This is a genomic window from Geodermatophilus sp. URMC 64, assembly GCF_053502555.1.
Genome location: NZ_CP199955.1, coordinates 826736 through 848949, shown reverse-complemented (window position 1 = coordinate 848949; position 22214 = coordinate 826736). Strand labels below are relative to the sequence as shown.

At 72.8% G+C, this 22214-nt stretch carries 35 protein-coding genes; 7 read left to right on the top strand and 28 right to left on the bottom strand.

Features of this window, described 5'->3' with window-relative positions; genetic code table 11:
- Positions 1 to 50: 50 nt before the first annotated feature.
- The 5 genes from glmM to ACWIYF_RS04290 form a co-directional block, all read right to left on the bottom strand.
- Positions 51 to 1394, bottom strand: a complete 1344-nt coding sequence (gene glmM, locus ACWIYF_RS04310; RefSeq protein WP_448626877.1) for a phosphoglucosamine mutase — start codon at positions 1392 to 1394, stop codon at positions 51 to 53.
- 6 nt (positions 1395 to 1400) lie between these two features.
- The gene (gene rpsI / locus ACWIYF_RS04305; RefSeq protein ID WP_448626876.1) at positions 1401 to 1820 is read right to left on the bottom strand and encodes a 30S ribosomal protein S9; all 420 of its coding nucleotides are present in this window, start codon (positions 1818 to 1820) and stop codon (positions 1401 to 1403) included.
- Positions 1817 to 2260 carry a 50S ribosomal protein L13 gene (rplM, locus tag ACWIYF_RS04300; protein WP_448626875.1) on the bottom strand — a complete coding sequence of 148 codons (444 nt, stop codon included), beginning with the start codon at positions 2258 to 2260 and terminating at the stop codon, positions 1817 to 1819. The genes rpsI and rplM overlap by 4 nt, the downstream gene beginning before the upstream one ends.
- A gap of 189 nt (positions 2261 to 2449) precedes the next feature.
- Positions 2450 to 2935, bottom strand: coding sequence for a beta-class carbonic anhydrase (locus tag ACWIYF_RS04295; RefSeq protein ID WP_448626874.1), 486 nt, complete (start codon positions 2933 to 2935; stop codon positions 2450 to 2452).
- 49 nt (positions 2936 to 2984) lie between these two features.
- Complete coding sequence (locus ACWIYF_RS04290) at positions 2985 to 3965, bottom strand: PfkB family carbohydrate kinase (protein WP_448626873.1); 981 nt, start codon at positions 3963 to 3965, stop codon at positions 2985 to 2987.
- A gap of 46 nt (positions 3966 to 4011) precedes the next feature.
- On the opposite strand from ACWIYF_RS04290, the gene moeA reads away from it, so the two are divergent.
- The 5 genes from moeA to ACWIYF_RS04265 are packed head-to-tail and all read left to right on the top strand — an operon-like array spanning position 4012 to position 7095.
- Complete coding sequence (gene moeA, locus ACWIYF_RS04285; RefSeq protein ID WP_448626872.1) at positions 4012 to 5205, top strand: molybdopterin molybdotransferase MoeA; 1194 nt, start codon at positions 4012 to 4014, stop codon at positions 5203 to 5205.
- Entirely contained in the window at positions 5202 to 5678 is a 477-nt protein-coding gene (gene moaC / locus ACWIYF_RS04280) for a cyclic pyranopterin monophosphate synthase MoaC (protein WP_448626871.1), read from the top strand. The genes moeA and moaC overlap by 4 nt, the downstream gene beginning before the upstream one ends.
- On the top strand, positions 5675 to 6169 hold the full coding sequence (locus ACWIYF_RS04275) for a MogA/MoaB family molybdenum cofactor biosynthesis protein (protein ID WP_448626870.1): 495 nt from the start codon (positions 5675 to 5677) through the stop codon (positions 6167 to 6169). Before moaC ends, ACWIYF_RS04275 begins: the two co-directional genes overlap by 4 nt.
- 1 nt (position 6170) lies before the next feature.
- Positions 6171 to 6689, top strand: a complete 519-nt coding sequence (locus ACWIYF_RS04270; RefSeq protein WP_448626869.1) for a DUF6578 domain-containing protein — start codon at positions 6171 to 6173, stop codon at positions 6687 to 6689.
- Positions 6690 to 6732: 43 nt separating this feature from the next.
- A complete protein-coding gene (locus tag ACWIYF_RS04265) occupies positions 6733 to 7095 on the top strand; it encodes a VOC family protein (protein WP_448626868.1) in 363 nt (120 codons plus the stop codon).
- Between the two features lie 110 nt (positions 7096 to 7205).
- On the opposite strand, the gene fdhD is transcribed toward ACWIYF_RS04265, so the two are convergent.
- Entirely contained in the window at positions 7206 to 8039 is an 834-nt protein-coding gene (gene fdhD, locus ACWIYF_RS04260) for a formate dehydrogenase accessory sulfurtransferase FdhD (RefSeq protein WP_448626867.1), read from the bottom strand.
- Positions 8040 to 8081: 42 nt separating this feature from the next.
- Here fdhD and mobA point away from each other — a divergent pair, with 42 nt between their 5' ends.
- Together mobA and ACWIYF_RS04250 are read left to right on the top strand one after the other, a co-directional pair.
- Complete coding sequence (gene mobA, locus ACWIYF_RS04255) at positions 8082 to 8693, top strand: molybdenum cofactor guanylyltransferase (protein WP_448626866.1); 612 nt, start codon at positions 8082 to 8084, stop codon at positions 8691 to 8693.
- Between the two features lie 9 nt (positions 8694 to 8702).
- Positions 8703 to 9365 carry an NAD(P)H-binding protein gene (locus ACWIYF_RS04250; RefSeq protein ID WP_448626865.1) on the top strand — a complete coding sequence of 221 codons (663 nt, stop codon included), beginning with the start codon at positions 8703 to 8705 and terminating at the stop codon, positions 9363 to 9365.
- Here the strand turns inward: ACWIYF_RS04250 and truA are convergent.
- The 22 genes from truA to rplN all read right to left on the bottom strand — a co-directional run bounded on the left by truA (position 9362) and on the right by rplN (position 22062).
- Entirely contained in the window at positions 9362 to 10141 is a 780-nt protein-coding gene (truA, locus tag ACWIYF_RS04245) for a tRNA pseudouridine(38-40) synthase TruA (RefSeq protein WP_448626864.1), read from the bottom strand. The genes ACWIYF_RS04250 and truA overlap by 4 nt on opposite strands.
- A 79-nt stretch (positions 10142 to 10220) precedes the next feature.
- On the bottom strand, positions 10221 to 10604 hold the full coding sequence (locus tag ACWIYF_RS04240) for a hypothetical protein (RefSeq protein ID WP_448626863.1): 384 nt from the start codon (positions 10602 to 10604) through the stop codon (positions 10221 to 10223).
- Positions 10601 to 11269 (bottom strand): 50S ribosomal protein L17, encoded by a 669-nt coding sequence (rplQ, locus tag ACWIYF_RS04235; protein WP_448626862.1) that lies wholly within the window; start codon positions 11267 to 11269, stop codon positions 10601 to 10603. The genes ACWIYF_RS04240 and rplQ overlap by 4 nt, the downstream gene beginning before the upstream one ends.
- 131 nt (positions 11270 to 11400) lie before the next feature.
- Positions 11401 to 12477 (bottom strand): DNA-directed RNA polymerase subunit alpha, encoded by a 1077-nt coding sequence (locus ACWIYF_RS04230; protein WP_448626861.1) that lies wholly within the window; start codon positions 12475 to 12477, stop codon positions 11401 to 11403.
- 152 nt (positions 12478 to 12629) lie between these two features.
- The gene (gene rpsD / locus ACWIYF_RS04225) at positions 12630 to 13256 is read right to left on the bottom strand and encodes a 30S ribosomal protein S4 (RefSeq protein WP_448626860.1); all 627 of its coding nucleotides are present in this window, start codon (positions 13254 to 13256) and stop codon (positions 12630 to 12632) included.
- Positions 13257 to 13291: 35 nt separating this feature from the next.
- On the bottom strand, positions 13292 to 13699 hold the full coding sequence (rpsK, locus tag ACWIYF_RS04220; protein ID WP_026857037.1) for a 30S ribosomal protein S11: 408 nt from the start codon (positions 13697 to 13699) through the stop codon (positions 13292 to 13294).
- A gap of 99 nt (positions 13700 to 13798) precedes the next feature.
- Entirely contained in the window at positions 13799 to 14179 is a 381-nt protein-coding gene (gene rpsM, locus ACWIYF_RS04215; protein WP_448626859.1) for a 30S ribosomal protein S13, read from the bottom strand.
- Positions 14180 to 14193: 14 nt separating this feature from the next.
- Positions 14194 to 14307, bottom strand: coding sequence for a 50S ribosomal protein L36 (rpmJ, locus tag ACWIYF_RS04210; protein ID WP_012950458.1), 114 nt, complete (start codon positions 14305 to 14307; stop codon positions 14194 to 14196).
- A 73-nt stretch (positions 14308 to 14380) separates the two neighbouring features.
- Positions 14381 to 14602: a translation initiation factor IF-1 gene (gene infA / locus ACWIYF_RS04205; RefSeq protein WP_012950459.1), complete on the bottom strand. Its 222-nt coding sequence runs from the start codon at positions 14600 to 14602 to the stop codon at positions 14381 to 14383.
- A 234-nt stretch (positions 14603 to 14836) separates the two neighbouring features.
- On the bottom strand, positions 14837 to 15640 hold the full coding sequence (map, locus tag ACWIYF_RS04200; protein WP_448626858.1) for a type I methionyl aminopeptidase: 804 nt from the start codon (positions 15638 to 15640) through the stop codon (positions 14837 to 14839).
- A 76-nt stretch (positions 15641 to 15716) separates the two neighbouring features.
- Positions 15717 to 16313, bottom strand: a complete 597-nt coding sequence (locus tag ACWIYF_RS04195; protein ID WP_448626857.1) for an adenylate kinase — start codon at positions 16311 to 16313, stop codon at positions 15717 to 15719.
- Positions 16314 to 16321: 8 nt separating this feature from the next.
- Positions 16322 to 17632 carry a preprotein translocase subunit SecY gene (gene secY / locus ACWIYF_RS04190; protein WP_448626856.1) on the bottom strand — a complete coding sequence of 437 codons (1311 nt, stop codon included), beginning with the start codon at positions 17630 to 17632 and terminating at the stop codon, positions 16322 to 16324.
- Positions 17633 to 17754: 122 nt separating this feature from the next.
- Complete coding sequence (gene rplO / locus ACWIYF_RS04185) at positions 17755 to 18198, bottom strand: 50S ribosomal protein L15 (protein WP_448626855.1); 444 nt, start codon at positions 18196 to 18198, stop codon at positions 17755 to 17757.
- Positions 18199 to 18224: 26 nt separating this feature from the next.
- Positions 18225 to 18407, bottom strand: a complete 183-nt coding sequence (rpmD, locus tag ACWIYF_RS04180) for a 50S ribosomal protein L30 (protein ID WP_448626854.1) — start codon at positions 18405 to 18407, stop codon at positions 18225 to 18227.
- Position 18408: 1 nt separating this feature from the next.
- The gene (gene rpsE / locus ACWIYF_RS04175) at positions 18409 to 19023 is read right to left on the bottom strand and encodes a 30S ribosomal protein S5 (RefSeq protein ID WP_448626853.1); all 615 of its coding nucleotides are present in this window, start codon (positions 19021 to 19023) and stop codon (positions 18409 to 18411) included.
- Between the two features lie 34 nt (positions 19024 to 19057).
- Complete coding sequence (gene rplR / locus ACWIYF_RS04170) at positions 19058 to 19465, bottom strand: 50S ribosomal protein L18 (protein WP_448626852.1); 408 nt, start codon at positions 19463 to 19465, stop codon at positions 19058 to 19060.
- Positions 19465 to 20004 (bottom strand): 50S ribosomal protein L6, encoded by a 540-nt coding sequence (rplF, locus tag ACWIYF_RS04165; protein WP_448626851.1) that lies wholly within the window; start codon positions 20002 to 20004, stop codon positions 19465 to 19467. Before rplF ends, rplR begins: the two co-directional genes overlap by 1 nt.
- A 15-nt stretch (positions 20005 to 20019) precedes the next feature.
- A complete protein-coding gene (rpsH, locus tag ACWIYF_RS04160; RefSeq protein WP_448626850.1) occupies positions 20020 to 20424 on the bottom strand; it encodes a 30S ribosomal protein S8 in 405 nt (134 codons plus the stop codon).
- Between the two features lie 109 nt (positions 20425 to 20533).
- Positions 20534 to 20719, bottom strand: a complete 186-nt coding sequence (locus ACWIYF_RS04155) for a type Z 30S ribosomal protein S14 (protein ID WP_113838243.1) — start codon at positions 20717 to 20719, stop codon at positions 20534 to 20536.
- A 19-nt stretch (positions 20720 to 20738) separates the two neighbouring features.
- A complete protein-coding gene (gene rplE, locus ACWIYF_RS04150; protein WP_448626849.1) occupies positions 20739 to 21326 on the bottom strand; it encodes a 50S ribosomal protein L5 in 588 nt (195 codons plus the stop codon).
- Between the two features lie 5 nt (positions 21327 to 21331).
- On the bottom strand, positions 21332 to 21691 hold the full coding sequence (gene rplX, locus ACWIYF_RS04145) for a 50S ribosomal protein L24 (protein ID WP_448626848.1): 360 nt from the start codon (positions 21689 to 21691) through the stop codon (positions 21332 to 21334).
- A 2-nt stretch (positions 21692 to 21693) separates the two neighbouring features.
- Positions 21694 to 22062, bottom strand: coding sequence for a 50S ribosomal protein L14 (rplN, locus tag ACWIYF_RS04140; RefSeq protein ID WP_012950472.1), 369 nt, complete (start codon positions 22060 to 22062; stop codon positions 21694 to 21696).
- Positions 22063 to 22214 lie beyond the last annotated feature (152 nt).

The following is a 22214-nucleotide window of genomic DNA, read 5'->3' as shown; positions in this document are numbered from 1 at the left end:
TCGGGTCACGCCCCGTGGGCGAGATCACGACGGCAGCGACGTACCGGACCTCAGCTGACGGCGGCGACCACGTCGGCGAGGCGGGCGGCGACGGCGTCGGCCTGCTCCTGGGTGGGCGCCTCGACCATCACCCGCACCAGCTGCTCGGTGCCCGACGGGCGCAGCAGCACCCGGCCGGAGTCGCCGAGCTGCTCCTCGCAGGCGTTGACCGCGTCGGCGACCGCGTCGCTCTCGACGACGGCGAGGCGGTCGGTCACGGGCACGTTGATCAGCACCTGCGGCAGCTTGACCACCACCGAGGCGAGGTCGGCCAGCGAGGCACCGGTGGCCGCCATCCGCGACATCAGGGACAGCGCGGTCAGCAGCCCGTCTCCGGTGGTGGCGTGGTCCAGGAAGACCAGGTGACCGCTCTGCTCACCGCCGAGCGACAGGTCGTTCGCGCGCAGCGCCTCGAGCACGTACCGGTCGCCGACGGCGGTGGTCTGCACGGCGATGCCGGCGTCGCGCATCGTGTGGTGGAAGCCCAGGTTGCTCATCACCGTGGCGACGACGGTGTCCTGCTTGAGGGTGCCGCGCTCGTGCAGCGCCAGCGCGCAGACGGCGAGGATCGCGTCGCCGTCCACCACCTCGCCGCCGGCGGTGACGGCGAGGCACCGGTCGGCGTCCCCGTCGTGGGCGATGCCGAGGTCGGCGCCGCGCTTCCGGACGGCTTCGGTCAGCGGCCCGAGGTGGGTGGAGCCGACGCCGTCGTTGATGTTCCAGCCGTCGGGGGCGGCGCCGATCGTGTGCACGGTGGCGCCCGCCCGGCGGTAGACCTCGGGGGCGATGGCCGCCGCGGCCCCGTGCGCGCAGTCGACGACCAGGTCCAGGCCGGCGAGCGGCCGGTCCAGCGTCGACAGCAGGTGCTCGACGTAGTCCTCGACGCCGCCGGGCAGGTCGCCGACCCGACCGATGCCGCGGCCGGTCGGCCGGTGGCCGCCGTCGACGTGGCCGGTGACGAGGCGCTCGATGACCGCCTCGTCGGCGTCCGGCAGCTTGTGCCCGCCGCGGCTGAACAGCTTGATGCCGTTGTCGGGCATCGGGTTGTGGCTGGCCGAGATCATGACGCCGAGGTCGGCGCCGGTCGAGGCGGTGAGGAACGCCAGGGCCGGGGTCGGCAGCACACCCGCCCGCCGCACGTCGGCGCCGGCGCTGGTCAGCCCGGCGACGACGGCGGCCTCGATCATCTCCCCGCTGGCCCGGGGGTCACGGCCGACGACCGCGACGGGACGCGAGGTCCCGTCGCGGTCGGCGAGCACGCCGGCGGCGGCACGCGCCACCGAGAGCGCCAGCTCCGGGGAGAGGTCGGCGTTGGCCAGACCCCGGACCCCGTCGGTCCCGAAGAGGCGACCCACGAAGGGTCAGCGCTTCGAGTACTGCGGCGCCTTGCGGGCCTTCTTCAGGCCGTACTTCTTGCGCTCCTTGACCCGCGCGTCGCGGGTCAGGAAGCCGGCCTTCTTCAGGGCCGGGCGGTCCTCGGCCTCGACCTCGATGAGGGCGCGGGCGATCGCCAGGCGCAGCGCGCCGGCCTGGCCGGTGACGCCGCCGCCCTTGAGGATGCCGACGACGTCGTACTGCTCGGCCTTCTCGAGGGTCACGAACGGCTCACGGATGAGCTGCTGGTGGACCTTGTTCGGGAAGTACTCCTCGAGGGTCCGGCCGTTGAGCTTGAACTGGCCGGTGCCGGGCAGCAGCCGCACGCGGACGACGGCCTCCTTGCGCCGGCCGACGGTCTGGACGGGACGTCCCTCGGCGTCGGTCACGGTCAGGGCGCTGGTCACTGGGCCACCTGCTTGATCTCGAAGGTCTGGGGCTGCTGCGCGGTGTGCGGGTGCTCCGGCCCGGCGTACACCTTCAGCTTCTTCAGCATCTGCCGGCCGAGGCTGTTGTGCGGCAGCATCCCCTTGACGGCGCGCTCGATCACGCGGTCGGGGTGGGTGCGCAGCTGGTCGCCCACGTTGATGGTCTTCAGGCCGCCCGGGTAGCCGGAGTGCCGGTAGGCGTTCTTGGTCTCCCGCTTGGTGCCGGTCAGGGCGACCTTGCCGGCGTTGACGATGACGACGAAGTCGCCGACGTCCACGTGCGGGGCGTACTGGGGCTTGTGCTTGCCGCGCAGCAGCTGCGCGGTCTGGCTGGCCAGTCGACCGAGCACCACGTCGGTGGCGTCGATGACGTGCCAGGCCCGGCTGACCTCGCCGGGCTTCGGGGTGTACGTGCGCACGGCGCTCGTGTCCTCCGTCGTCGTCGGGACGGCTGGTGGGATCGCCTCACCGAGCACGGGAGACGGTGCAGCGCGCGCGGACACCAGCCGGCCCGCGCGCCAGCCGACCACGATACCAGTCGAAGGACCCCGTCCTCCTCACCCCTCGCGAGCTCGGGGCGAGCCTCTGGACGGGGCCGAAAGCCGACGTCAGCGAACCTCGTGCAGCCGGCCCGTCTCGACGTCGTAGACGGTGCCCCGGACCTCGCGGGAGAGCAGGTAGGGGCTCTCCTGGATCAGCCGGATCGACTCGCGGACGTCGGCCTCGGCGTCCTTGAAGGCGCGCAGCGCCCACGCGGGACGCCGGCCGGTCGCCTCCTCGACGAGGTCGGCGAAGGAGTTGTCGTCGGTCGCCTGCAGGCCGCACTGGGTGTGGTGCACTAGCAGGATCTCGCGGGTGCCCAGCACGTGCTGGGAGACGGTGAGCGAGCGGACGACGTCCTCGGTGATCACCCCGCCCGCGTTGCGGATCACGTGCGCGTCGCCGACCTCGAGGCCCAGCATCTGGAACAGCGGCATCCGGGAGTCCATGCAGGCCACGACGGCGACCTTGCGCGCCGGGCGGACGTCCTTCGAGCCGGGGAACCGGCGCGCCCAGTCCTCGTTGGCCGCCAGCATCCGGTCGATCTCCGACATCGCCACCTCCGTCGTGCCCCCTGCGTCCGGCCGACCCTAACCGGACGGCTCACGGGACCCGGAACCGGCGGACCGCCGCCCCCAGGGCCTCGGGCGTGAGCTCCGGCCGGCCTCCCGCCCGGACGACGCAGAGCGCGGCCGCCGCGGCGGCGGCCCAGGCGGCGTCCTCTGGTGCCGCGCCGCCCAGCAGCGCGGCGGTGAGCGCCGCGACGTAGGAGTCGCCGGCGCCGGTCGGGTCGACCGGCGGGCCGCCGAGCAGCGGGAGGAGCAGCTCGCCGTCGGCCCAGCTCGGGTCCACCTCGAGCTCCTCGGCGGCGATGCCCAGGCGCGGGCCGGCCCGCCAGGCGACGAGGTCGCCGTCCTCCCCCGCGCCGAGGGCGACGAGCCGGGGACCGGCGGTCAGCAGCTCGGCGGCGGCGTCGCGGACGTCGTCCGGCCCGGCCAGGTCGCGCCCCACCAGCCGGGCGGCTTCCGCGGCGTCGGCGCGGACCACGTCGGCGCGGGCCAGCACCGCCGTCCGGGTGGCGTCGTCGGCGGGCGCCCCGTCGCAGACCACCACTGTGTCCGGCCGGACGGCGTCCAGCGCGGCCCGCACGGCCGGGCCCGGCGTCTGCAGCTGCAGGCTCACCGCCGCGCAGGCCGCGAGCTGGCCGGCGGCGGCGCACACGTCGTCGGCGGTCAGCCGCACCTGGTCCGGGACGGCCTCCACCAGCCGGCGCCGGCCGCCGTCCTCGACCAGGTCCAGCAGCAGCGCCGTGGCCGCGCCCGGACGGCCGACCACGGCGGAGACGTCGACGCCGTCCGCGGCCGCCTGCGCCCGGGCCTCGTCGCCGGCGTGGTCGGTGCCGAGGACGCCGACCAGCGCCACCGGGACGCCGAGCTGGGCGAGCGCGACCGCCTGGTTGGCGCCCTTCCCGCCCAGCAGCTCGCGCCGCTCGGCCGCCGGCACCGCCCCTCCCGCGTCCGGCAGCTCATCCACCCGCAGCACGAGGTCCCGCCCCACCTGCCCGACCACGACGACGTCCGCCATGCCTCCCGCCTTACCCGGCGGCGGGCCGTTCGCGCAGGATGAGCCCGTGCGGACGGTCGAGGAACACCAGGCGGTGGTCGCCGCCCTGCTGGCGGAGCTGGCCGAGGAGGAGGTCGACCTGGCCGACGCGCACGGCCGCGTGCTGGCGCGGGACGTCGCGGCGGCGGTCGCGCTGCCCGGTTTCGACAACTCCGCGATGGACGGCTACGCGGCCCGCTCGGCGGAGCTCGCCGAGCTGCCCGTCCGCCTGCCGGTCGCCGACGACATCCCGGCCGGCCGCACCGACGTCCGCCCGCTCGAGCCGGGCACCGTGCAACGGATCATGACCGGCGCGCCGCTGCCGGCCGGGGCCGACGTCGTCGTCCCCGTGGAGCTCACCGACCGCGGCACCGACGTCGTGGAGATCCGCGAGGCCCCCGCGAAGGGGACCCACCTGCGCGCCGCCGGCGAGGACATCGCGGCCGGCGCCGTCGCCCTGGCGGCCGGTACGCCCCTCGGCGCCGCCCAGCTCGGCCTGGCCGCGGCGGTCGGGGTGACGACGCTGCCGGTGCGCCGGCGCCCCCGCGTGCTGGTGCTGTCCACCGGCAGCGAGCTGGTCGAGCCGGGCAGGCCGCTGCTGCCGGGGCAGATCTACGAGTCCAACTCGCGGCTGCTGGTCGCCGCCGTCGAGGACGCCGGCGGCCAGGCGCGGCGGCTGCACTTCGTCCCCGACGACGTCGACCAGTTCCTGGCCACGCTGCGCGCCGAGCTGGACTCGGCCGACCTGCTGATCACCAGCGGCGGGGTCAGCGCCGGCGCCTACGAGGTCGTCAAGGACGCGCTCTCGGGGCTGGGCACGGTGGAGTTCGTGAAGGTGGCGATGCAGCCCGGCGGCCCGCAGGGCGCGGGCACGGTCGACGGCGTCCCGATCGTCACGCTGCCCGGCAACCCGGTGAGCTCGTTCGTGTCGTTCGAGGTGTTCGTGCGGCCGGCGCTGCGCCGGGCGCTGGGGCACGCCGCCCCCGGCCGGCTGCGGGCGCCGGCCCGGCTGACATCGCCGCTGCGCTCCCCCGCCGGCAAGCGGCAGTTCCTGCGCGGCCGCTACGACGGCGGGCTGGTCTCCCAGGTCGGCGGCCCGGGCTCGCACCTGGTCGCCCACCTGGCCCGGGCCAACTGCCTGGTCGTGGTCCCCGAGGACGTCACCGAACTGCCCGAGGGCGCCGAGGTGGACGTCGTCCTGATCGAAGGAGCGCTGCAGTGACCTCTGAGCCGAGGCTCACGCACGTCGACGAGACGGGCGCCGCCCGGATGGTCGACGTGTCGGAGAAGGCGGTCACCACGCGGGTGGCCACGGCGGCCGGGCGGGTGCTGGTCAGCCCCGAGGTGATCGCGCTGCTGCGCGGCGGCGGCGTGCCGAAGGGCGACGCGGTCGCGGTGGCCCGCATCGCCGGCATCGCCGGTGCCAAGCGGACGCCGGACCTCGTGCCGCTGTGCCACCCGATCGCGCTGCACGGCGTCACCGTCGACGTCGAGGTCACCGACGAGGCGGTGGAGATCACCGCCACCGCGCGCACCGCCGACCGCACCGGCGTGGAGATGGAGGCGCTCACGTCGGTCGCCGTCGCCGGGCTGACCATGATCGACATGGTGAAGGCGGTCGACCCCCGGGCGGCGATCACCGACGTGCGGCTGCTGGCCAAGTCCGGGGGCAAGAGCGGGGACTGGGTCCGGTGAGCCCGGAGCTGCCGCCCGGCGCCCGCGCCGTCGTCGTCACCGCCTCGAACCGCGCCGCGGCGGGGGTCTACCCCGACCGGAGCGGGCAGGCGCTGGCCGAGGGGCTCCGGGAGCTCGGCTTCGCGGTTGACGGCCCGCACGTCCGCCCGGACGACGTCGAGCAGCTCGCCCAGGTGCTGCGCGAGGCGGTCACCGGCGGCGCCGACGTCGTCCTCACCACCGGCGGCACCGGGCTGTCCCCCACCGACGTGACGCCGGAGGCGACCCGGGTGGTGCTCGAGCGCGAGGCGCCGGGGCTGGCGGAGGCCGTGCGCCGCTACGGCGAGCCCAAGGTGGCCACGTCGGTGCTCTCCCGGGGGATCGCGGGCACCGCCGGCCGCACGCTGATCGTGAACCTGCCCGGCTCGACCGGCGGCGTGAAGGACGGCCTCGCCGTCCTCGGCCCGCTGCTCCCCCACGTGGTCAGCCAGCTGCGCGGCGGCGATCACTGACGTGGAGGTCGACGTCTTCCTGGCCGGCTGGGAGATCGAGTGCTGCGAGCCGCCGCCGGGGGAGGGCGACCGCGTCACCTGGCCCCTGCTCTGGGGCGACGACCCCGCCGGCCCCGGCGCCGTGGACCTTCCGTGGACGGTGGAGGAGGTCTTCGCGGGCGTAGGGCCCATGCCCGGCGGACTCCTGCTGCGGCACGGGACGCTGTACGCCTGGTGGATCGGTCTCTCGGCGGACGCCGTTCCGCGCCGGGGCAGCCTCAGCGCCGATCTGCACGGCGGCCTCCCCGACGAGGTGCTGCCACCGACGACGGCGACGGTCGCGAGCGTTCGGGTCGTGGAGCAGGCCTACCGGCAGGACGCGACGGGGAGCTACATCCCCATCGATGGCGGCTACGTGCTGCGCCCGGTGGTCCGCAGCCCCCAGTGGTTCACCGGCGGCTTCTCCGGGCCGGAGGACCCGCTGCCCGAGGTCCTGCGTCGGGAGAGCGGCGTCCTCGTCGGCCTGCAGTCCCCCGAGTAGCCCCCGGGCTGCGCGCCGACCGGCCGCGGCACATGCTGCGCGGGTGATCGGACGGCTGGAGAAGACGGTCCTGGACTGCCCGGACCCGCGGGCGCTCGCGGCGTTCTACGCCGAGGTCCTCGGCATGCGCATGAACGAGGAGAGCGACGACTGGGTCGTCATCGGCCGCGAGCCCGGCCTGCGGGAGCTCGCCTTCCAGCGCGCGGAGACCTACGTGCCGCCCGAGTGGCCCGACCCGCACCGCCCGCAGCAGGAGCACCTGGACATCCGGGTGGACGACGTCGAGGCCGCCGAGCGAGCGGTCCTGGCCCTGGGCGCCACCAAGCTCCCCGCGGAACGCGAGAGCGGCTTCCGGGTGTTCGCCGACCCGGCCGGGCACCCCTTCTGCCTCGTGTACGGCTCGTAGCCGCTGTGACGCCCGCGCGACGCGCGGGCCCGAGGACGGCGTCAGGTCGAGTTGTCCGGCCGGCCGGCGCTCACCCTGCCGGCAGAGGTTCCGGCCAGGCCGCCGCGACCTCAGCTCGCCGGCAGGACCAGCCGCTCCGGGCAGGTGTAGACGTTGCAGCCGTCGCCGCGCAGGAAGCCGATCAGGGTGATCCCCACCTCGCGGGCGAGCTCCACGGCCAGGGACGACGGCGCCGAGACCGCGGCCAGCACCGGGATGCCGGCCATCGCCGCCTTCTGCGTGAGCTCGAAGCTCGACCGGCCGCTGACCATCAGCACGTGCCCCGCCAGCGGCAGCCGGCCGGTGCGGACGGCGTCGCCCACGACCTTGTCGACGGCGTTGTGCCGGCCGACGTCCTCCCGCAGCGCCACCAGCTCGCCGTCGGGGGTGAACAGCCCGGCCGCGTGCAGCCCGCCGGTCTTGTCGAACACCGACTGGGCCGCGCGCAGCCGGTCGGGCAGAGCGAGCAGGACCTCCAGCGGCAGCCGGACCGGATCGGCGGCCACGTCGTAGCGGGTCCGCGTGCGGATCGCGTCGATGCTGGCCTTGCCGCACACGCCGCAGGAGCTCGAGGTGTAGAAGTTGCGGTCCAGCGCGGTGTCCGGGGCCGCGACGCCCGGGGCGAGGTCGACGTCGACGACGTTGTAGGTGTTGCGGCCGTCGGGGTCGACGGAGTTGCAGTAGCGCAGCCCGGCGACGTCGTCCGCCGAGCCGATCACCCCCTCGGTCACGAGGAAGCCGTGCACCAGGTCGAAGTCGTCGCCCGGGGTGCGCATGGTGACCGCCAGCGGCGCGCCGCCCAGCCGGATCTCCAGCGGCTCCTCGGCCGCGACGGTGTCCGGCCGGGTGCTGTGCGCGGCCCCGCGGATCCGCAGCACGGGCGTGCGGCTGGTGACTCGTCCCACGTGAGGAACGGTACCCACGAGTAGGCCTCTACCGTGCAGGTCATGGACCCGGTCGTTCCGCTTCCGCCGTACGCCGCGGTGGTGCTGGCCGGCGGCCGGGCGGCGCGGCTGGGCGGCCAGGCCAAGCCGCAGCTGGCGGTCGGCGGCCGGACGATGCTGGCCGCGGTCCTCGCCGCCGTCGCGGACGCGGACCCGCGCGTGGTCGTGGGCCCGCCGCAGCCGGTGCCTCCCGGGGTCGTCGTCGTCCGCGAGGAGCCACCCCGCGGCGGGCCGGTGGCGGCGCTGCGGGCGGGGCTGGCCGAGGTGCCGACCGACGTCGTCGCCGTCCTCGCCGGCGACCTGCCGTTCCTCACGGCCGGGCTGATCCGGTCGCTGCGCGAGCGGCTGACCGGGGACGGCGTCCTCGTCGTCGACGACACCGGCCAGGACCAGCTCCTGCTGGGCGTCTGGCGGACGGCGGTGCTACGCGCGGCGGTGGCCGACGTCTCCGGGCCGACGTCCATGCGCAAGGTGCTCGCCCCGCTGGCCGTGCGCCGGTACCGCCCTGTCGTCGAGCCCGGCATGCCGCCGCCCTGGACCGACTGCGACACGCCCACCGACCTCGCCCGCGCGCGGGAGGCGGCGGCGCGGATCACCCGGCGCCCCCGGGGGTAGGACGGCGCCATGCGCATTGTCGTCGCCGGAGCCCACGGTCAGGTCGCCCGCCGGCTCGGCCGGCTGCTGTCCGCCCGCGGCGACACCGTCGTCGGCCTGGTCCGCGACCCCGGCCACCGCGCCGACCTGGAGTCCGACGGCGTGGAACCGGCGGTCCTCGACCTCGAGCAGGCGTCGGTGGACGACGTCGCCGGGGTGGTCTCGGGCGCCGACGCGGTCGTCTTCGCGGCCGGCGCCGGGCCCGGCAGCGGCGCCGCCCGCAAGCACACCGTCGACCACGCCGCCGCCGTGCTGCTCGCCGACGCCGCCGAGCGGGCCGGCGTCCGCTCCTACCTGCTGGTCTCCTCCATGGGCGTGGAGCAGGCCCGGCAGGGCACGCCGCGCGGGATGGACCCGGTCTTCGCCGTCTACCTGCAGGCCAAGCTGCGCGCCGAGGACGAGATCCTTCCCCGCCCCGGCCTCGACACGACCATCGTGCGGCCGGGCCGGCTCACCGACGATCCGGCCACAGGGCGGGTCACCCTCGGCCACGGCCTGGAGTTCGGTGAGGTCACCCGGGACGACGTCGCCGCCGTGCTCGCCGAGTTCCTCCGCACCGGGAAGACCAACGACGTGGTGGAGCTGGTCGGCGGGGAGACACCGATCGAGCAGGCGGTCGCGGCGCTGCCCTAGCTGCCGCGGCGGGCGCGGGTCACCGCCGCCCGGGCGGCGAGCATGTCGTCCGGCGGGTAGTCCACCCGGACCAGCGTCAGCCCGCCGGCCGGCGCCACCGGCACCTCGTCGGCCCGCCGGGTGCGGGCCAGCAGCCCGGCCGGCCACTCCCGGGGACGGCGGCCCTCGCCGACCTGCAGGAGGGCGCCGACGAGGCTGCGGACCATCGAGTGGCAGAAGGCGTCCGCCGACGCGGCCACGGTGACCAGGTCGCCGTCGCGGGCGACGTCGAGCCCGAGCAGCGTGCGCGTGGTGGTGGCCCCCTCGCGGCGGCGGCAATAGGCGGCGAAGTCGTGCTCGCCCAGCAGGAGGACGGCGGCGGCGGCCATGGCTCGCTCGTCGAGGGTGCGCGGCCACCCGACGGTGTCGGCGCGGCGCAGCGGCGGCGGGCCGCCGGGGGCGTCGGTGAGCCGGTACACGTAGTGCCGGGCGAGAGCGCCGAAGCGGGCGTCGAACTCCGGGGCCGCCTCCCGCACCGCGGGGACGGCGATGTCGGCCGGCAGGACGCCCCTCAGCCGCCGCACGAGCTTCTCCCGATGTTGCGCCCAGGCCTCCCGCGGCACGTCGGCGGAGGCCACCTGGCCGGTGGCGTGCACACCGGCGTCGGTGCGCCCGGCGACGGTCAGCGCGACCGGGCAGCGCAGCACGGTGGCCAGCGCCGCCTCGAGCTCGCCCTGCACGGTGCGCCGGCCGGGCTGGCGGGCCCAGCCGTGCAGCGCCGTGCCGTCGTACTGCACGTCGAGCCGAACGCGGACGAGCCCGCCACCGGTACCGGTGGCGGGCTCGTCGGGGTGCTGCGGGAACGTCAGCAGACGCTCACTTGGGGTCGGGCGCGGACTCGCCACCCGGGGCGTGCGTGCCGGCGGTGGCGGCGTCGCCGAGCTCGGCGGCCTCCACCTCGGCGGCGGCCGCGGCGGCCACCTCCGGGGAGAGGTTGTCGCTGTCGACGACGGCCAGGTTCTGCGCCGACGGCTCCGGGGTGACGTCGCCGTCGTCCTGCCGCTCGCCGTCGGGGTTGAACACGTCGGTGACGACCTGCTGCGCCTCCGGGTCGACCTCGCCGCCGATCACGGCCGGGGAGGTGTCGCCACCGGGGCCGGTGGTCTCGCCCGCGACGGTCGAACCCTGGTCCCCGCCGCCGGCGGAGACCCCGGCGGCGCCGGCGTCGGCGCGCTCGGCGGGGTGCTCCCGCTCGGTCACCGGGTGCCGTCCGTCTCCGGCGTGTCACCGGGCGACTCCGCGTCGACGGCGACCGTCTCGGTGCCGGCGTCCGCGTCGGTGGCCTCCTCGTCGGCGGCGTCCTCGGCGTCGGCGGGGACGGTGTCCTCGGCGGCGTCCGCGTCGGGCGACTCGGCGTCGACGGTGACCTCGTCGGTCTCGGCGCCGGCGTCGGCGGCCTCGACCGCGTCGGCGGTGACCTCACCCGCGGCGGAAGCCGCACCGGCACCCGAGGCGAACCGGGTGCCGCGGGCACGCTCGGCCTCGCCGACCGCCTGCTGCGCCACGGTCAGGGCCTCGACCAGCTCGATGACCGCCATGGGGGCGTTGTCGCCCTTGCGGTTGCCCACCTTGGTGATGCGGGTGTAGCCGCCGGTCCGGCTCTCGTAGCGGGGACCGATCTCGGCGAACAGCGCGTGGACGACGTCCTTGTCCCGGATGACCGTCATGACCTGACGACGCGCGTGCAGGTCACCGCGCTTGGCGAAGGTCACCAGCTTCTCGGCGAACGGGCGCAGCCGCTTGGCCTTGGCCTCGGTGGTGGTGATCCGCCCGTGCTCGAACAGCGACGTGGCCAGGTTGGCCAGCATCAGCCGCTCGTGCGAGGGGGACCCGCCGAGACGGGGGCCCTTGGTGGGGGTGGGCATGTCGGTCCTTCCTCAGGCGGCCGGGCGGAGCGGCGCCGGGCTGCAGTTCCGTGGTGCGAAGTCGCTGTTCAGTGTGGCGGGCCGGGAGAACCGGCCGGGCGGCGGGGTGACGCCGCCCGGCCGGTGCAGCGTCAGAGCTGCTCGGTCTCCTGGTAGGCGCCGTCGTCGTACTGGACCTGGCCGTAGTCCGTGCCGTACTCGGCGGTGCCGTGGTAGGCGTCGGTCTCGTAGCCCTCGTCGTAGCTCTCCACCGAGGTGGGGATGAACCCGGGCGGGCTGTCCTTGAGCGCCAGGCCCATGGCCGCCAGCTTCATCTTGACCTCGTCGATGGACTTGGCCCCGAAGTTGCGGATGTCGAGCAGGTCGGCCTCGGAGCGGGTGACGAGCTCACCGACGGTGTGCACGCCCTCGCGCTTGAGGCAGTTGTAGGACCGGACGGTGAGGTCCATGTCCTCGATCGGCATCGAGAAGTTCGCGATGTCGGCGGCCTCGGCCGGGCTCGGGCCGACCTCGATGCCCTCGGCGTCGACGTTCAGCTCGCGCAGCAGGCCGAACAGCTCGACCAGGGTCGAACCGGCGCTGGCGATCGCGTCCCGCGGAGCGATCGACGGCTTGGTCTCGACGTCGACGACCAGGCGGTCGAAGTCGGTGCGCTGCTCGACACGGGTGGCCTCGACGGCGTAGGTCACCTTGAGCACCGGCGAGTAGATGGAATCGACGGGGATCCGGCCGATCTCCTGGCCCGGCTGCTTGTTCTGCGGCGCGGGCACGTAGCCGCGGCCCCGCTCGACGACCAGCTCGATCTCCAGCCGGCCCTTGCCGTTGAGCGTGGCGATGTGCAGCTCGGGGTTGTGCACCTCGACACCGGCCGGCGGCGCGATGTCCGCGGCGGTCACCTCGCCCGGGCCCTGCTTGCGCAGGTACATGGTCACCGGCTCGTCCGAGTCGGAGCTGACCACGAGGCCCTTGAGGTTGAGGATGATCTCGGTGACGTCCTCCTTGACGCCCGGCACGGTCGTGAACTCGTGCAGGGTCCCCTCGATCCGGATGCTGGTGACAGCCGCGCCGGGGATCGAGGACAGGAGCGTGCGCCGCAGGGAGTTGCCGAGGGTGTAGCCGAAACCGGGCTCGAGCGGCTCGACGACGAACCGCGAGCGCTGCTCCGAGATGGTCTCCTCGGTCAGCGTGGGGCGCTGTGCGATGAGCATGGTGCTTCTCCTTCAGGTCCTCCGGCGCCCGCCATATGACGCCGTGAGGGGGTGGTGCGGGCTCCGGCGGGCATCTGTCCGCCCGCCGGAGCCGTCGGCCCCGTCCCGAGGCTCACCCCGAGCGTGCGAGGGGTGAGGAGGACGGGGTCCTTTTACTTGGAGTAGAGCTCGACGATCAGCTGCTCCTGCACCGGGGTGTCGATGACCTGGCGCGCCGGGATGCTGTGCACCAGGACGCGGAGCTGGCTGCTGATGACCTCCAGCCACGGCGGCACCGGACGCTCGCCGGCGCGGGCCTGGGCCACCTCGAAGGGCAGCATCTGCCGCGACTTCTCGGCGACCTCGAGGATGTCGTTCTCGCTCACCCGGTACGACGGGATGTCGACCTTGCGGCCGTTCACCCGGATGTGACCGTGGCGGACCAGCTGGCGGGCCATGTCGCGGGACTCGGCGAAGCCGGCCCGGTACACGACGTTGTCCAGCCGCGACTCCAGGATCTGCAGCAGGACCTCACCGGTCTTGCCCGACTTCTTGTTCGCCTCTTCGTAGTAGCCGCGGAACTGCTTCTCCAGCACGCCGTAGATGCGGCGGGCCTTCTGCTTCTCACGCAGCTGCAGCAGGTACTCGCTGTCCTTGCTGCGGCCCCGGCCGTGCTCGCCCGGCGGGTAGGGCCGGATCTCGATCGGGCACTTCGGGGACTCGCACTTGCTGCCCTTGAGGAACAGCTTCATCTTCTCGCGCCGGCACATGCGGCAGTCGGCTCCGGTGTAACGGGCCACTTTCGGTTCTCCTCGTTCGTCTCGTCAGTGGCCGGTCAGACCCGGCGGCGCTTCTTGGGGCGGCAGCCGTTGTGCGGCTGCGGGGTGACGTCCTGGATCTGCCCGACCTCGAGGCCGGTGGCCTGCAGCGAGCGGATCGCGGTCTCCCGGCCCGAGCCGGGGCCCTTGACGAAGACGTCGACCTTGCGCATGCCGTGCTCCTGCGCCTTGCGCGCGGCGTTCTCGGCCGCCATCTGCGCGGCGAACGGCGTCGACTTGCGCGAGCCCTTGAAGCCGACGTGGCCGGCGGAGGCCCAGCTGATCACGTTCCCGTTGGGGTCGGTGATCGACACGATCGTGTTGTTGAACGTGCTCTTGATGTGCGCGGCGCCGTGGGCGACGTTCTTCTTCTCCTTGCGGCGGACCTTCTTGGCACCGGCCGCGGTGCGAGCCCTGGGAGGCATGTCTCTCTTCTGATCCCTTACGTGTGATGGCCTGGGAACAGCACGCGGCGCGCCGTCGCTCCCGCCCTCCCGGGTCGCTGCGACGGCGCGCTTCGCGGCTTACTTCTTGCCGGCCTTCTTCTTGCCGGCGATGGTCTTGCGCGGGCCCTTGCTCGAGCGCGCGTTGGTGCGGGTGCGCTGACCGTGGACGGGCAGCCCGCGGCGGTGGCGCAGCCCCTGGTAGCAGCCGATCTCCACCTTGCGGCGGATGTCGGCGGCCACCTCGCGGCGCAGGTCACCCTCGACGCGGAAGTGCTCGTCGATGTAGTCACGCAGCCTCAGCAGGTCCTCGTCGCCGAGGTCCTTGACGCGCAGGTCCGGGCTGACGCCCGTCGCGGCCAGGGTCTCCTTGGCGTGGGCCTTGCCGATGCCGTAGATGTAGGTGAGCGCGATCTCCATCCGCTTCTCGCGGGGCAGGTCGACGCCGGCCAGTCGTGCCATGTTCAGGTACTCCCTCAGCCCTGGCGCTGCTTGTGCCGGGCGTTGTCGCAGATGACCATGACCCGGCCGTGCCGGCGGATCACCTTGCACTTGTCGCAGATCTTCTTCACCGACGGCTGGACCTTCACCGGTGCCGCCCCTCATTCCTCAGATCGTGTGCCGTTGACAGGTGTCTGCCCGGGGCGTCCCCGGGCCGGCGGGTTACTTGTAGCGGTAGACGATGCGACCGCGGGTCAGGTCGTAGGGCGAGAGCTCCACGACCACGCGGTCCTCGGGCAGGATGCGGATGTAGTGCTGGCGCATCTTGCCGCTGATGTGGGCGAGCACCCGGTGCCCGTTCTGCAGCTCGACCCGGAACATCGCGTTGGGCAGCGGCTCGACGACGCGACCCTCGACCTCGATGGCCCCGTCCTTCTTCGCCATGCCCGACACGGCCTCCCTGACTCGATCCGCGCCCACGCCGGAACCCGGCTGGACGCTCGCTGATTGCAGAACTGGTGGTGCAGACGCTCTCGCGAGGGCGCCCCGCGTCGCGCGGCCACAGCACGACAACAGGGCGGCGCGAGCGCCACCGGCCACTGTACCCCGCTGCCCCTTCCGTCACCAACCCAGGGGGCGGTGACGGAGACCGCAGCGAACCGGGTTCGGCGTCCTTCTTCAGTGACGGACGGTGATGCCGAAGGGCGCCAGCCCCTCGACTCCGCCGTCCTCGGCGGTGAGGACCCACGGGCCCTCGGGGGTGATGGCCACCGTGTGCTCGAAGTGCGCCGCGCGCGAGCCGTCCTTGGTGACCACCGTCCAGCCGTCTTCGAGCTCGGCGGTGGCCGGGTCCCCCACGGTGACCATCGGCTCGATCGCGAGCGCCAGCCCGGGTACCAGCCGCGGGCCCCGGCCGGGCCGGCCGTAGTTGAGCACGTGCGGGTCCTGGTGCATCTCGGTGCCGATGCCGTGCCCGCCGTAGTGGTCGACGATGCCGTACGGGTGCGCCTCGGCGGTGATGACCTGCTCGACAGCGGCGCTGATGTCGGTGAGCCGGCCGCCGGCGATCGCCCTGGCCAGCCCGGCCCACATCGAGCGCTCGGTCACGTCGATGAGCGCGGCGTCCTCCGCCGAGGGCGGGCCGACGGTGACGGTGACGGCGGAGTCCCCGTGCCAGCCGGAGAGGATCGCGCCGCAGTCGATGGAGATGTTGTCGCCCTCGGCGAGCTTGCGGTCGCGGTTGGGGATGCCGTGGACGATCTCGTCGTTGATCGAGGCGCAGATGCTGCCGGTGAAGCCGTGGTAGCCCAGGAAGGAGGGGACGGCGCCGGCCGACCGGATGTGGTCCTCCGCGATGGCGTCCAGCTCACCGGTGCTGACGCCGGGCCGGACGGCCGCGCGCACGGCCTTGATCGCGCCGGCGACCACGAGCCCCGCGGCCCGCATGAGCTCGATCTCCTGCGGGGTCTTGATCTGGATCATGCGTCCACTCCACTTCGCCAGCAGCGGGATGCGCGGAAGGATCCCTCCCCCGGCCCTCATGTTCCGGCGCTGCTCCTCAGTCCGCGTGCGGCTGCGTGCCGTCCGGTCGTCCCAGCGCGGCCATGGCGCGCGCGGTGACCTCGTCGATCTCGCCGATCGCGTCGATCCGCGAGAGCAGCCCTTCCGACTCGTAGAACCCCGACAGCGGCGAGGTCTGTTCCCGGTAGACCTGCAGCCGGTGGCGCACGGTCTCGGGCTTGTCGTCGTCGCGTTGCACCCACTCGCCGTTGACGAGCATGCGGCGGCCGGACAGCCGCCGGACCAGCTCCTCCTCGTCCACGACCATCTCGAGCACGCGGTCGAGGGCGGTGCCGAGGTCGGCGAGGGAGGAGCGCAGCTGCTCGGCCTGCGGGATCGTCCGCGGGAAGCCGTCGAGCAGGAACCCCGCCTTGGCGTCGGGCTCGGCCAGCCGGTCGCTCACCATGGCCACGGTGATCTCGTCAGGCACCAGGTCGCCGGCGTCCATGTAGACCTTGGCCTTCTTGCCGAGCTCGGTCTGGCCGCTGACGTTCGCGCGGAAGATGTCGCCGGTCGAGATGGCCGGGACGCCGAGCTTCCCGGCGATGATCTGCGCCTGGGTCCCCTTGCCCGCCCCCGGGGGGCCGAGCAGCACGACGCGCACTACTTCAGGAACCCTTCGTAGTTGCGCTGGTTGAGCTGCGTCTCGATCTGCTTCACCGTCTCCAACCCCACTCCCACCATGATCAGCACCGCCGTCCCGCCGAACGGGAAGTTCTGGTTCTGCCCCTGCTGGGTGATCGACAGGAACAGGTTCGGCAAGACTGCCACGAGCCCCAGGTAGATCGACCCGGGAAGGGTGATCCGGGAGAGCACGTACTGCAGGTACTCGGCGGTGGGGCGGCCAGGGCGGATGCCGGGGATGAAGCCGCCGTAGCGCTTCATGTCGTCGGCCCGCTCCTCCGGGTTGAAGGTGATCGACACGTAGAAGTACGTGAAGAACACGATCAGCCCGAAGTACAGGGCGATGTGGACCGGGCTGCTCTGGTCGATGACGTAGGTCTCGAAGAACTGCCGGACCGGGCCGGTCTCGTTCCCCTGCAGCTGGGTGATCAGCTGCGGCAGGTAGAGCAGCGAGGAGGCGAAGATGACCGGGATGACGCCGGCCTGGTTCACCTTCAGCGGCAGGTAGGTCGACGTCCCGCCGTACATGCGGCGGCCGACCATCCGCTTGGCGTACTGCACCGGGATGCGGCGCTGCGCCTGCTCCACGTAGACCACGGAGCCGATGACCAGCAGGGCCAGCAGGCAGATGAGCGTGAAGACCAGGACGCCGCGGGTCTGCAGGATGGCGCCGCCCTCGGCGGGGATGCGCGCCGCGATCGAGGTGAAGATCAGCACGGACATGCCGTTGCCGATCCCCTTCTCGGTGAGCAGCTCGCCGAGCCACATGATCACCGCGGTGCCGGCGGTCAGGGCCACGACCAGGACGACCGTCGTCCACACGGAGTCGGACGGGATGATGTCCTGGTTGCAGTTCGGGAAGAGCTGACCGCTGCGGGCCAGCGCGATGATGCCGGTGCTCTGCAGGATCGCCAGGGCGATCGTCAGGTAGCGGGTGTACTGGGTCAGCTTCTGCTGGCCCGACTGCCCTTCCTTCTTCAGCTGCTCGAAGCGCGGGATCACCACGACCAGCAGCTGGATGATGATGCTCGCCGTGATGTACGGCATGATCCCGAGCGCGAACACCGACAGGCGCAGCAGCGCACCGCCGGAGAACAGGTTCACCAGCGAGTAGACGTCCCGCTGGGCACCCTGGCTGGCGGCGTCGAGACAGCTGTTGATCGCGGCGACCGAGACCCCGGGACCGGGCACGCTGGCGCCCAGCCGGTACACGGCGATCATCGCCAGGGAGAACAGCAGCTTGCGCCGGAGGTCTGGCGTCCGGAACGCCGCGGCGAACGCCTGCAGCACGTGCCCTCCCCTGATCGGTCGACTGAGGTTAGCAATCGAAGGACCCCGTCCCCCTCACCGCTCGCGAGCTCGCGGCGCGCCTCTGGACGGGGCCGAGGTGAGGGGGAGGGGTCCTTCGGACTTCAGATGCGGGTGGTGCTGCCCCCGGCGGCACTGATCTTCTCGGCCGCGGACGCCGAGAAGGCGTGCGCGTGCACGTGCACCTCGATGCCGCCCAGGTCGCCGGTCCCGAGCACCTTGACCGGCTGGCCGCGGCGGACCGCGCCGGCGTCGGCCAGGCTGTCGGGGTTGATCGAACCGCCCTGCGGGAACAGCGAGGCGATCCGGTCGAGGTTGACGACCTGGAAGACGACCTTGTTCGGGTTCTTGAACCCGGACAGCTTGGGCAGCCGCATGTGCAGCGGCGTCTGGCCACCCTCGAAGCGGGCGGAGACGTTGCCGCGGGCGCCGGTGCCCTTGGTGCCGCGACCGGCGGTCTTGCCCTTGGAGCCCTCACCGCGACCCACGCGGGTCTTCGGGGTGTGGGCGCCCTTGGCAGGACGCAGGTGGTGGACCTTGAGAGTCATGTGGAATCCCTGCTCAGATCTCGTGCTCAGTCAATTTCTTCGATGGTGACCAGGTGCGGCACCGTCGCGACCATCCCGCGGATCTCGGGACGGTCCTCCTGCACGACCGAGTCGTTGATCCGCTTCAGGCCCAGGGACCGCAGCGTCTGCCGCTGGTTGGGCTTGGTGCCGATCGCCGACCGGATCTGGGTGACCTTGATCTGCGCCATCTCAGACCCCCTGACCCGCCCGCGCCCGCAGCATCGCCGCGGGAGCGACGTCCTCGAGGGGCAGACCGCGGCGGGCCGCGATCTCCTCGGGACGCACGAGGTCCTTCAGCGCCTGCATGGTCGCGTGCACGATGTTGATCGGGTTCGACGAACCCAGGCTCTTGGAGAGCACGTCGTGGATGCCGGCGCACTCCAGGACGGCGCGCACCGGGCCACCGGCGATGACACCGGTACCGGGGCTGGCCGGCTTGAGCAGCACGACACCGGCCGCCGCCTCACCCTGCACGGGGTGCGGGATGGTGCTGGCGATCCGGGGCACCCGGTAGAAGTGCTTCTTGGCCTCCTCGACGCCCTTGGCGATCGCCGCGGGCACCTCCTTGGCCTTGCCGTAGCCGACACCCACGGTGCCGTCGCCGTCGCCCACGACCACCAGCGCGGTGAAGCTGAAGCGCCGACCGCCCTTGACGACCTTGGACACGCGGTTGATGGCGACCACGCGCTCGATGAAATTGCTCTTCTCGGCGGGAGCGCCTCCCTGGCCCCGCCCGCCGTCACGACGGTCGCGGCGGTCGTTGCCGCCGCCGGCGCCGCCGCCGCGTCGCTGTGGTCCTGGCATCAGACGTCCCTCTCGATTCGCTCAGAAATGTGCATCAGAAGTCCAGCCCGCCCTCGCGGGCACCGTCCGCCAGGGCGGCGATCCGCCCGGCGTACCGGTTGCCGCCGCGGTCGAAGACGACGGCGGTGATGCCGGCGGCCTTGGCGCGCTCGGCCACCAGGGCACCCACCTTGCGGGCGAGGTCGGACTTGTTCCCCTCGGTGCCGCGGATGCCGGCGTCCAGCGTCGAGGCGCTGACCACGGTGCGGCCGACGGTGTCGTCCACGACCTGCACGTGGATGTGCCGCGTGCTGCGGTTGACCACCAGGCGGGGGCGCTCCGGCGTGCCCGAGACACGCTTGCGCAGCCGGGTGTGCCGCCGCAGCCGCGAGACGCGCCGCGCGCTGCTGATGTCGGTGCCGACGGGCTTGTGCGTCCGCGCGGTCTTGTCTGCCTGAGCCATCACTTACCCGTCTTCCCGACCTTGCGCTTCACGACCTCGCCCTGGTACCGCACGCCCTTGCCCTTGTACGGGTCGGGCTTGCGCAGCTTGCGGATGTTGGCCGCGACCTCACCGACCCGCTGCTTGTCGATGCCCTCGACCCGGAAGCGGGTCGGGGTCTCGACGGCGAACGTGATGCCGTCCGGCGCCTTGACCGGCACCGGGTGGCTGTAGCCCAGCGCGAACTCCAGGTCCGAGCCGCGGGCCTGGACGCGGTAACCGACGCCGACGATCTCCAGGGTCTTGGTGTACCCCTGGGTGACGCCGGTGATCATGTTGGCGATGAGCGTCCGCGAGAGCCCGTGCAGGGCGCGGTTCTGCCGCTCGTCGTCCGGACGCACCACGCGCAGCGTGCCGTCCTCGTCGCGCTCCACGGTGATCGGCGCGGCGACGGTGTGCGAGAGGGTGCCCTTGGGGCCCTTCACGTTGACCGTCCGGCCGTCGATGGTGACGTCCACACCGCCGGGCACCGGAATCGGGAGTCGTCCGATCCGTGACATCTTCGCTCGCTCCTCTTACCAGACGTAGGCGAGGACTTCCCCGCCCACGCCCTTCTTGGTCGCCTGCTTGTCGGTGAGCAGCCCGGTGGAGGTGGAGATGATCGCCACCCCGAGGCCGCCGAGCACCTTGGGCAGGGAGTTCGACTTGGCGTACACCCGCAGACCGGGCTTGGAGACGCGCCGGACACCGGCGATGCTCCGCTCGCGGTTGGGGCCGTACTTCAGGTCGACGACGAGCTCCTTGCGGACGGTCCCGTCCACCTCGACCTCGTCGACCCGCCAGCCGGCGATGTAGCCCTCCTGCTGGAGGATCTCGGCGATGTGCGTCTTCAACTTCGACGACGGCATCGTCGCGGAGTCGTGGTAGGCGGCGTTGGCGTTGCGCAGCCGCGTCAACATGTCCGCGATCGGGTCGGTCATCGTCATGGCGTGTGGTGCCTCTCTCGCCGCGGTTCCTCGTGCGCTGGGTCGCGATGACTTGGCGCCGGGCCTCTCGGCGATCAGTGGTGCTCGAACGGTGGGTGGTCCCTTACCAGGACGACTTGCTCACGCCGGGGAGCTCCCCGGCGTGCGCCATCTCCCGCAGGCAGATCCGGCAGAGGCCGAACTTGCGGAAGACCGCATGCGGCCGGCCGCACCGCTGGCAGCGGGTGTAGCCGCGGACCGCGAACTTGGGCTTGCGGGCCGCCTTGTTGATCAGAGCCTTCTTGGCCATCGGTCTTCTCCTCGACCCGTCAGCGGGTGATCGTCACGACGACGGGCTGGCCGGCGAAGGGGAAGCCGAGCCGGCGGAGCAGCTCGCGACCCTCGTCGTCGTTGGTGGCCGTGGTGACCAGCGTGATGTCCATGCCGCGCGGCCGGTCGATCTTGTCGACGTCGATCTCGCGGAACATCGACTGCTCGGTCAGCCCGAACGTGTAGTTGCCGTGGCCGTCGAACTGCTTGGCGTTCAGGCCGCGGAAGTCACGGATGCGGGGCAGCGCCAGCGACAGCAGCCGGTCGAGGAACTCCCACATGCGGTCGCCGCGCAGGGTGACCTTGGCGCCGATCGGCATGCCCTCGCGCAGCTTGAACTGCGCGATGGACTTGCGGGCCCGGACGACGGCCGGCTTCTGCCCGGTGATGGCGGTGAGGTCGCGGACCGCGCCGTCCATCAGCTTCGCGTCACGGGTGGCCTCGCCGACGCCCATGTTGACCACGATCTTGGTCAGCCGCGGGATCTGCATCACGTTGCTGTAGCCGAACTCCGACTGCAGCCCCGGCGCGATCTCCTCGCGGTAGTGGGCGAGCAGCCGGGGCAGCTCACGGGTGGGTGCGCTCATCGTTCTCAGAGGTCCTTACCGGTGCGCCGCGAGACCCGGATCGTGCGGCCTTCCTCGTCCTTGCGGTAGCCGACCCGGGTCGGCTTGTCCTCGGAGTCGATCACCATCACGTTGCTCACGTGGATGGGCGCCTCCTGCGTGACGATCCCGCCCTGCTGGGCGCCGCGCTGGCTGGTGCTGATCCGGGTGTGCTTCTTCACCCGGCCGACACCCTCGACGAGCACCTTCTGCGTCTGCGGGTAGGCGGCGATGACGCGCCCCTTGGCGCCGCGGTCCTTGCCGGACAGCACCAGCACGGTGTCGCCCTTCTTGACCTTCATCGACGGCGCCTTGGCCCTGCTGTTCTTCACCTTGTGGGCGGCCATGGTCACAACACCTCCGGGGCGAGCGAGATGATCCGCATGAACCGCTTGTCGCGCAGCTCGCGGCCGACCGGGCCGAAGATGCGGGTCCCGCGCGGGTCGCCGCTGTCGCGGATGATGACCGCGGCGTTCTCGTCGAAGCGGATGTAGGAACCGTCCGGACGACGGCGCTCCTTCACCGTGCGGACGACGACGGCCTTGACCACGTCACCCCGCTTGACCCCGGCACCGGGCAGCGCGTCCTTCACGGTGGCGACGATGACGTCGCCGATGCCCGCGTAGCGTCGCCCGGAACCGCCGAGCACCCGGATGCAGAGGATCTCCTTTGCCCCGGTGTTGTCGGCGACTCGCAGTCGCGACTCCTGCTGGATCACGTCCCTACTCCTATGTCTTCGAACTTCTGCTGTGGCGCCGGCCCGGTCGCGGGTTCGGCACCCGGCTCACGCCGTCACCTTCATGCGGAGACGGCCGGGGCGAGCACACGAGGTGCAGGCCCTGCGGCCGTCCGGTCCGTGGAAGCGGTCGG

Bases quoted from the DNA above. Each gene is read 5' to 3' on its own strand.
- infA (WP_012950459.1), bottom strand. From the start codon at position 14,602: ATGGCGAAGAAGGACGGGGCCATCGAGGTCGAGGGTCGCGTCGTCGAG.
- ACWIYF_RS04155 (WP_113838243.1), bottom strand. From the start codon at position 20,719: ATGGCCAAGAAGGCTCTGATCAACAAGGCGGCCCGCAAGCCCAAGTTC.
- rplO (WP_448626855.1), bottom strand. From the start codon at position 18,198: ATGACTCTCAAGGTCCACCACCTGCGTCCTGCCAAGGGCGCCCACACC.
- rplE (WP_448626849.1), bottom strand. From the start codon at position 21,326: ATGAGCGCACCCACCCGTGAGCTGCCCCGGCTGCTCGCCCACTACCGC.
- rpsM (WP_448626859.1), bottom strand. From the start codon at position 14,179: ATGGCACGACTGGCCGGCGTCGACCTGCCCCGCGAGAAGCGGATGGAG.
- rpsH (WP_448626850.1), bottom strand. From the start codon at position 20,424: ATGACCGACCCGATCGCGGACATGTTGACGCGGCTGCGCAACGCCAAC.
- ACWIYF_RS04250 (WP_448626865.1), top strand. From the start codon at position 8,703: ATGCGCATTGTCGTCGCCGGAGCCCACGGTCAGGTCGCCCGCCGGCTC.
- ACWIYF_RS04295 (WP_448626874.1), bottom strand. From the start codon at position 2,935: ATGTCGGAGATCGACCGGATGCTGGCGGCCAACGAGGACTGGGCGCGC.
- rplX (WP_448626848.1), bottom strand. From the start codon at position 21,691: ATGGCCGCCCACAAGGTGAAGAACAGCAGGGCCAAGGCGCCGTCGATG.
- rpmD (WP_448626854.1), bottom strand. From the start codon at position 18,407: ATGGCGCAGATCAAGGTCACCCAGATCCGGTCGGCGATCGGCACCAAG.
- rplF (WP_448626851.1), bottom strand. From the start codon at position 20,004: ATGTCACGGATCGGACGACTCCCGATTCCGGTGCCCGGCGGTGTGGAC.
- rpsE (WP_448626853.1), bottom strand. From the start codon at position 19,023: ATGCCAGGACCACAGCGACGCGGCGGCGGCGCCGGCGGCGGCAACGAC.
- rplQ (WP_448626862.1), bottom strand. From the start codon at position 11,269: ATGCCCACCCCCACCAAGGGCCCCCGTCTCGGCGGGTCCCCCTCGCAC.
- map (WP_448626858.1), bottom strand. From the start codon at position 15,640: ATGATCCAGATCAAGACCCCGCAGGAGATCGAGCTCATGCGGGCCGCG.
- rpsK (WP_026857037.1), bottom strand. From the start codon at position 13,699: ATGCCTCCCAGGGCTCGCACCGCGGCCGGTGCCAAGAAGGTCCGCCGC.
- rplR (WP_448626852.1), bottom strand. From the start codon at position 19,465: ATGGCTCAGGCAGACAAGACCGCGCGGACGCACAAGCCCGTCGGCACC.
- ACWIYF_RS04290 (WP_448626873.1), bottom strand. From the start codon at position 3,965: ATGGCGGACGTCGTCGTGGTCGGGCAGGTGGGGCGGGACCTCGTGCTG.
- ACWIYF_RS04230 (WP_448626861.1), bottom strand. From the start codon at position 12,477: ATGCTCATCGCACAGCGCCCCACGCTGACCGAGGAGACCATCTCGGAG.
- mobA (WP_448626866.1), top strand. From the start codon at position 8,082: ATGGACCCGGTCGTTCCGCTTCCGCCGTACGCCGCGGTGGTGCTGGCC.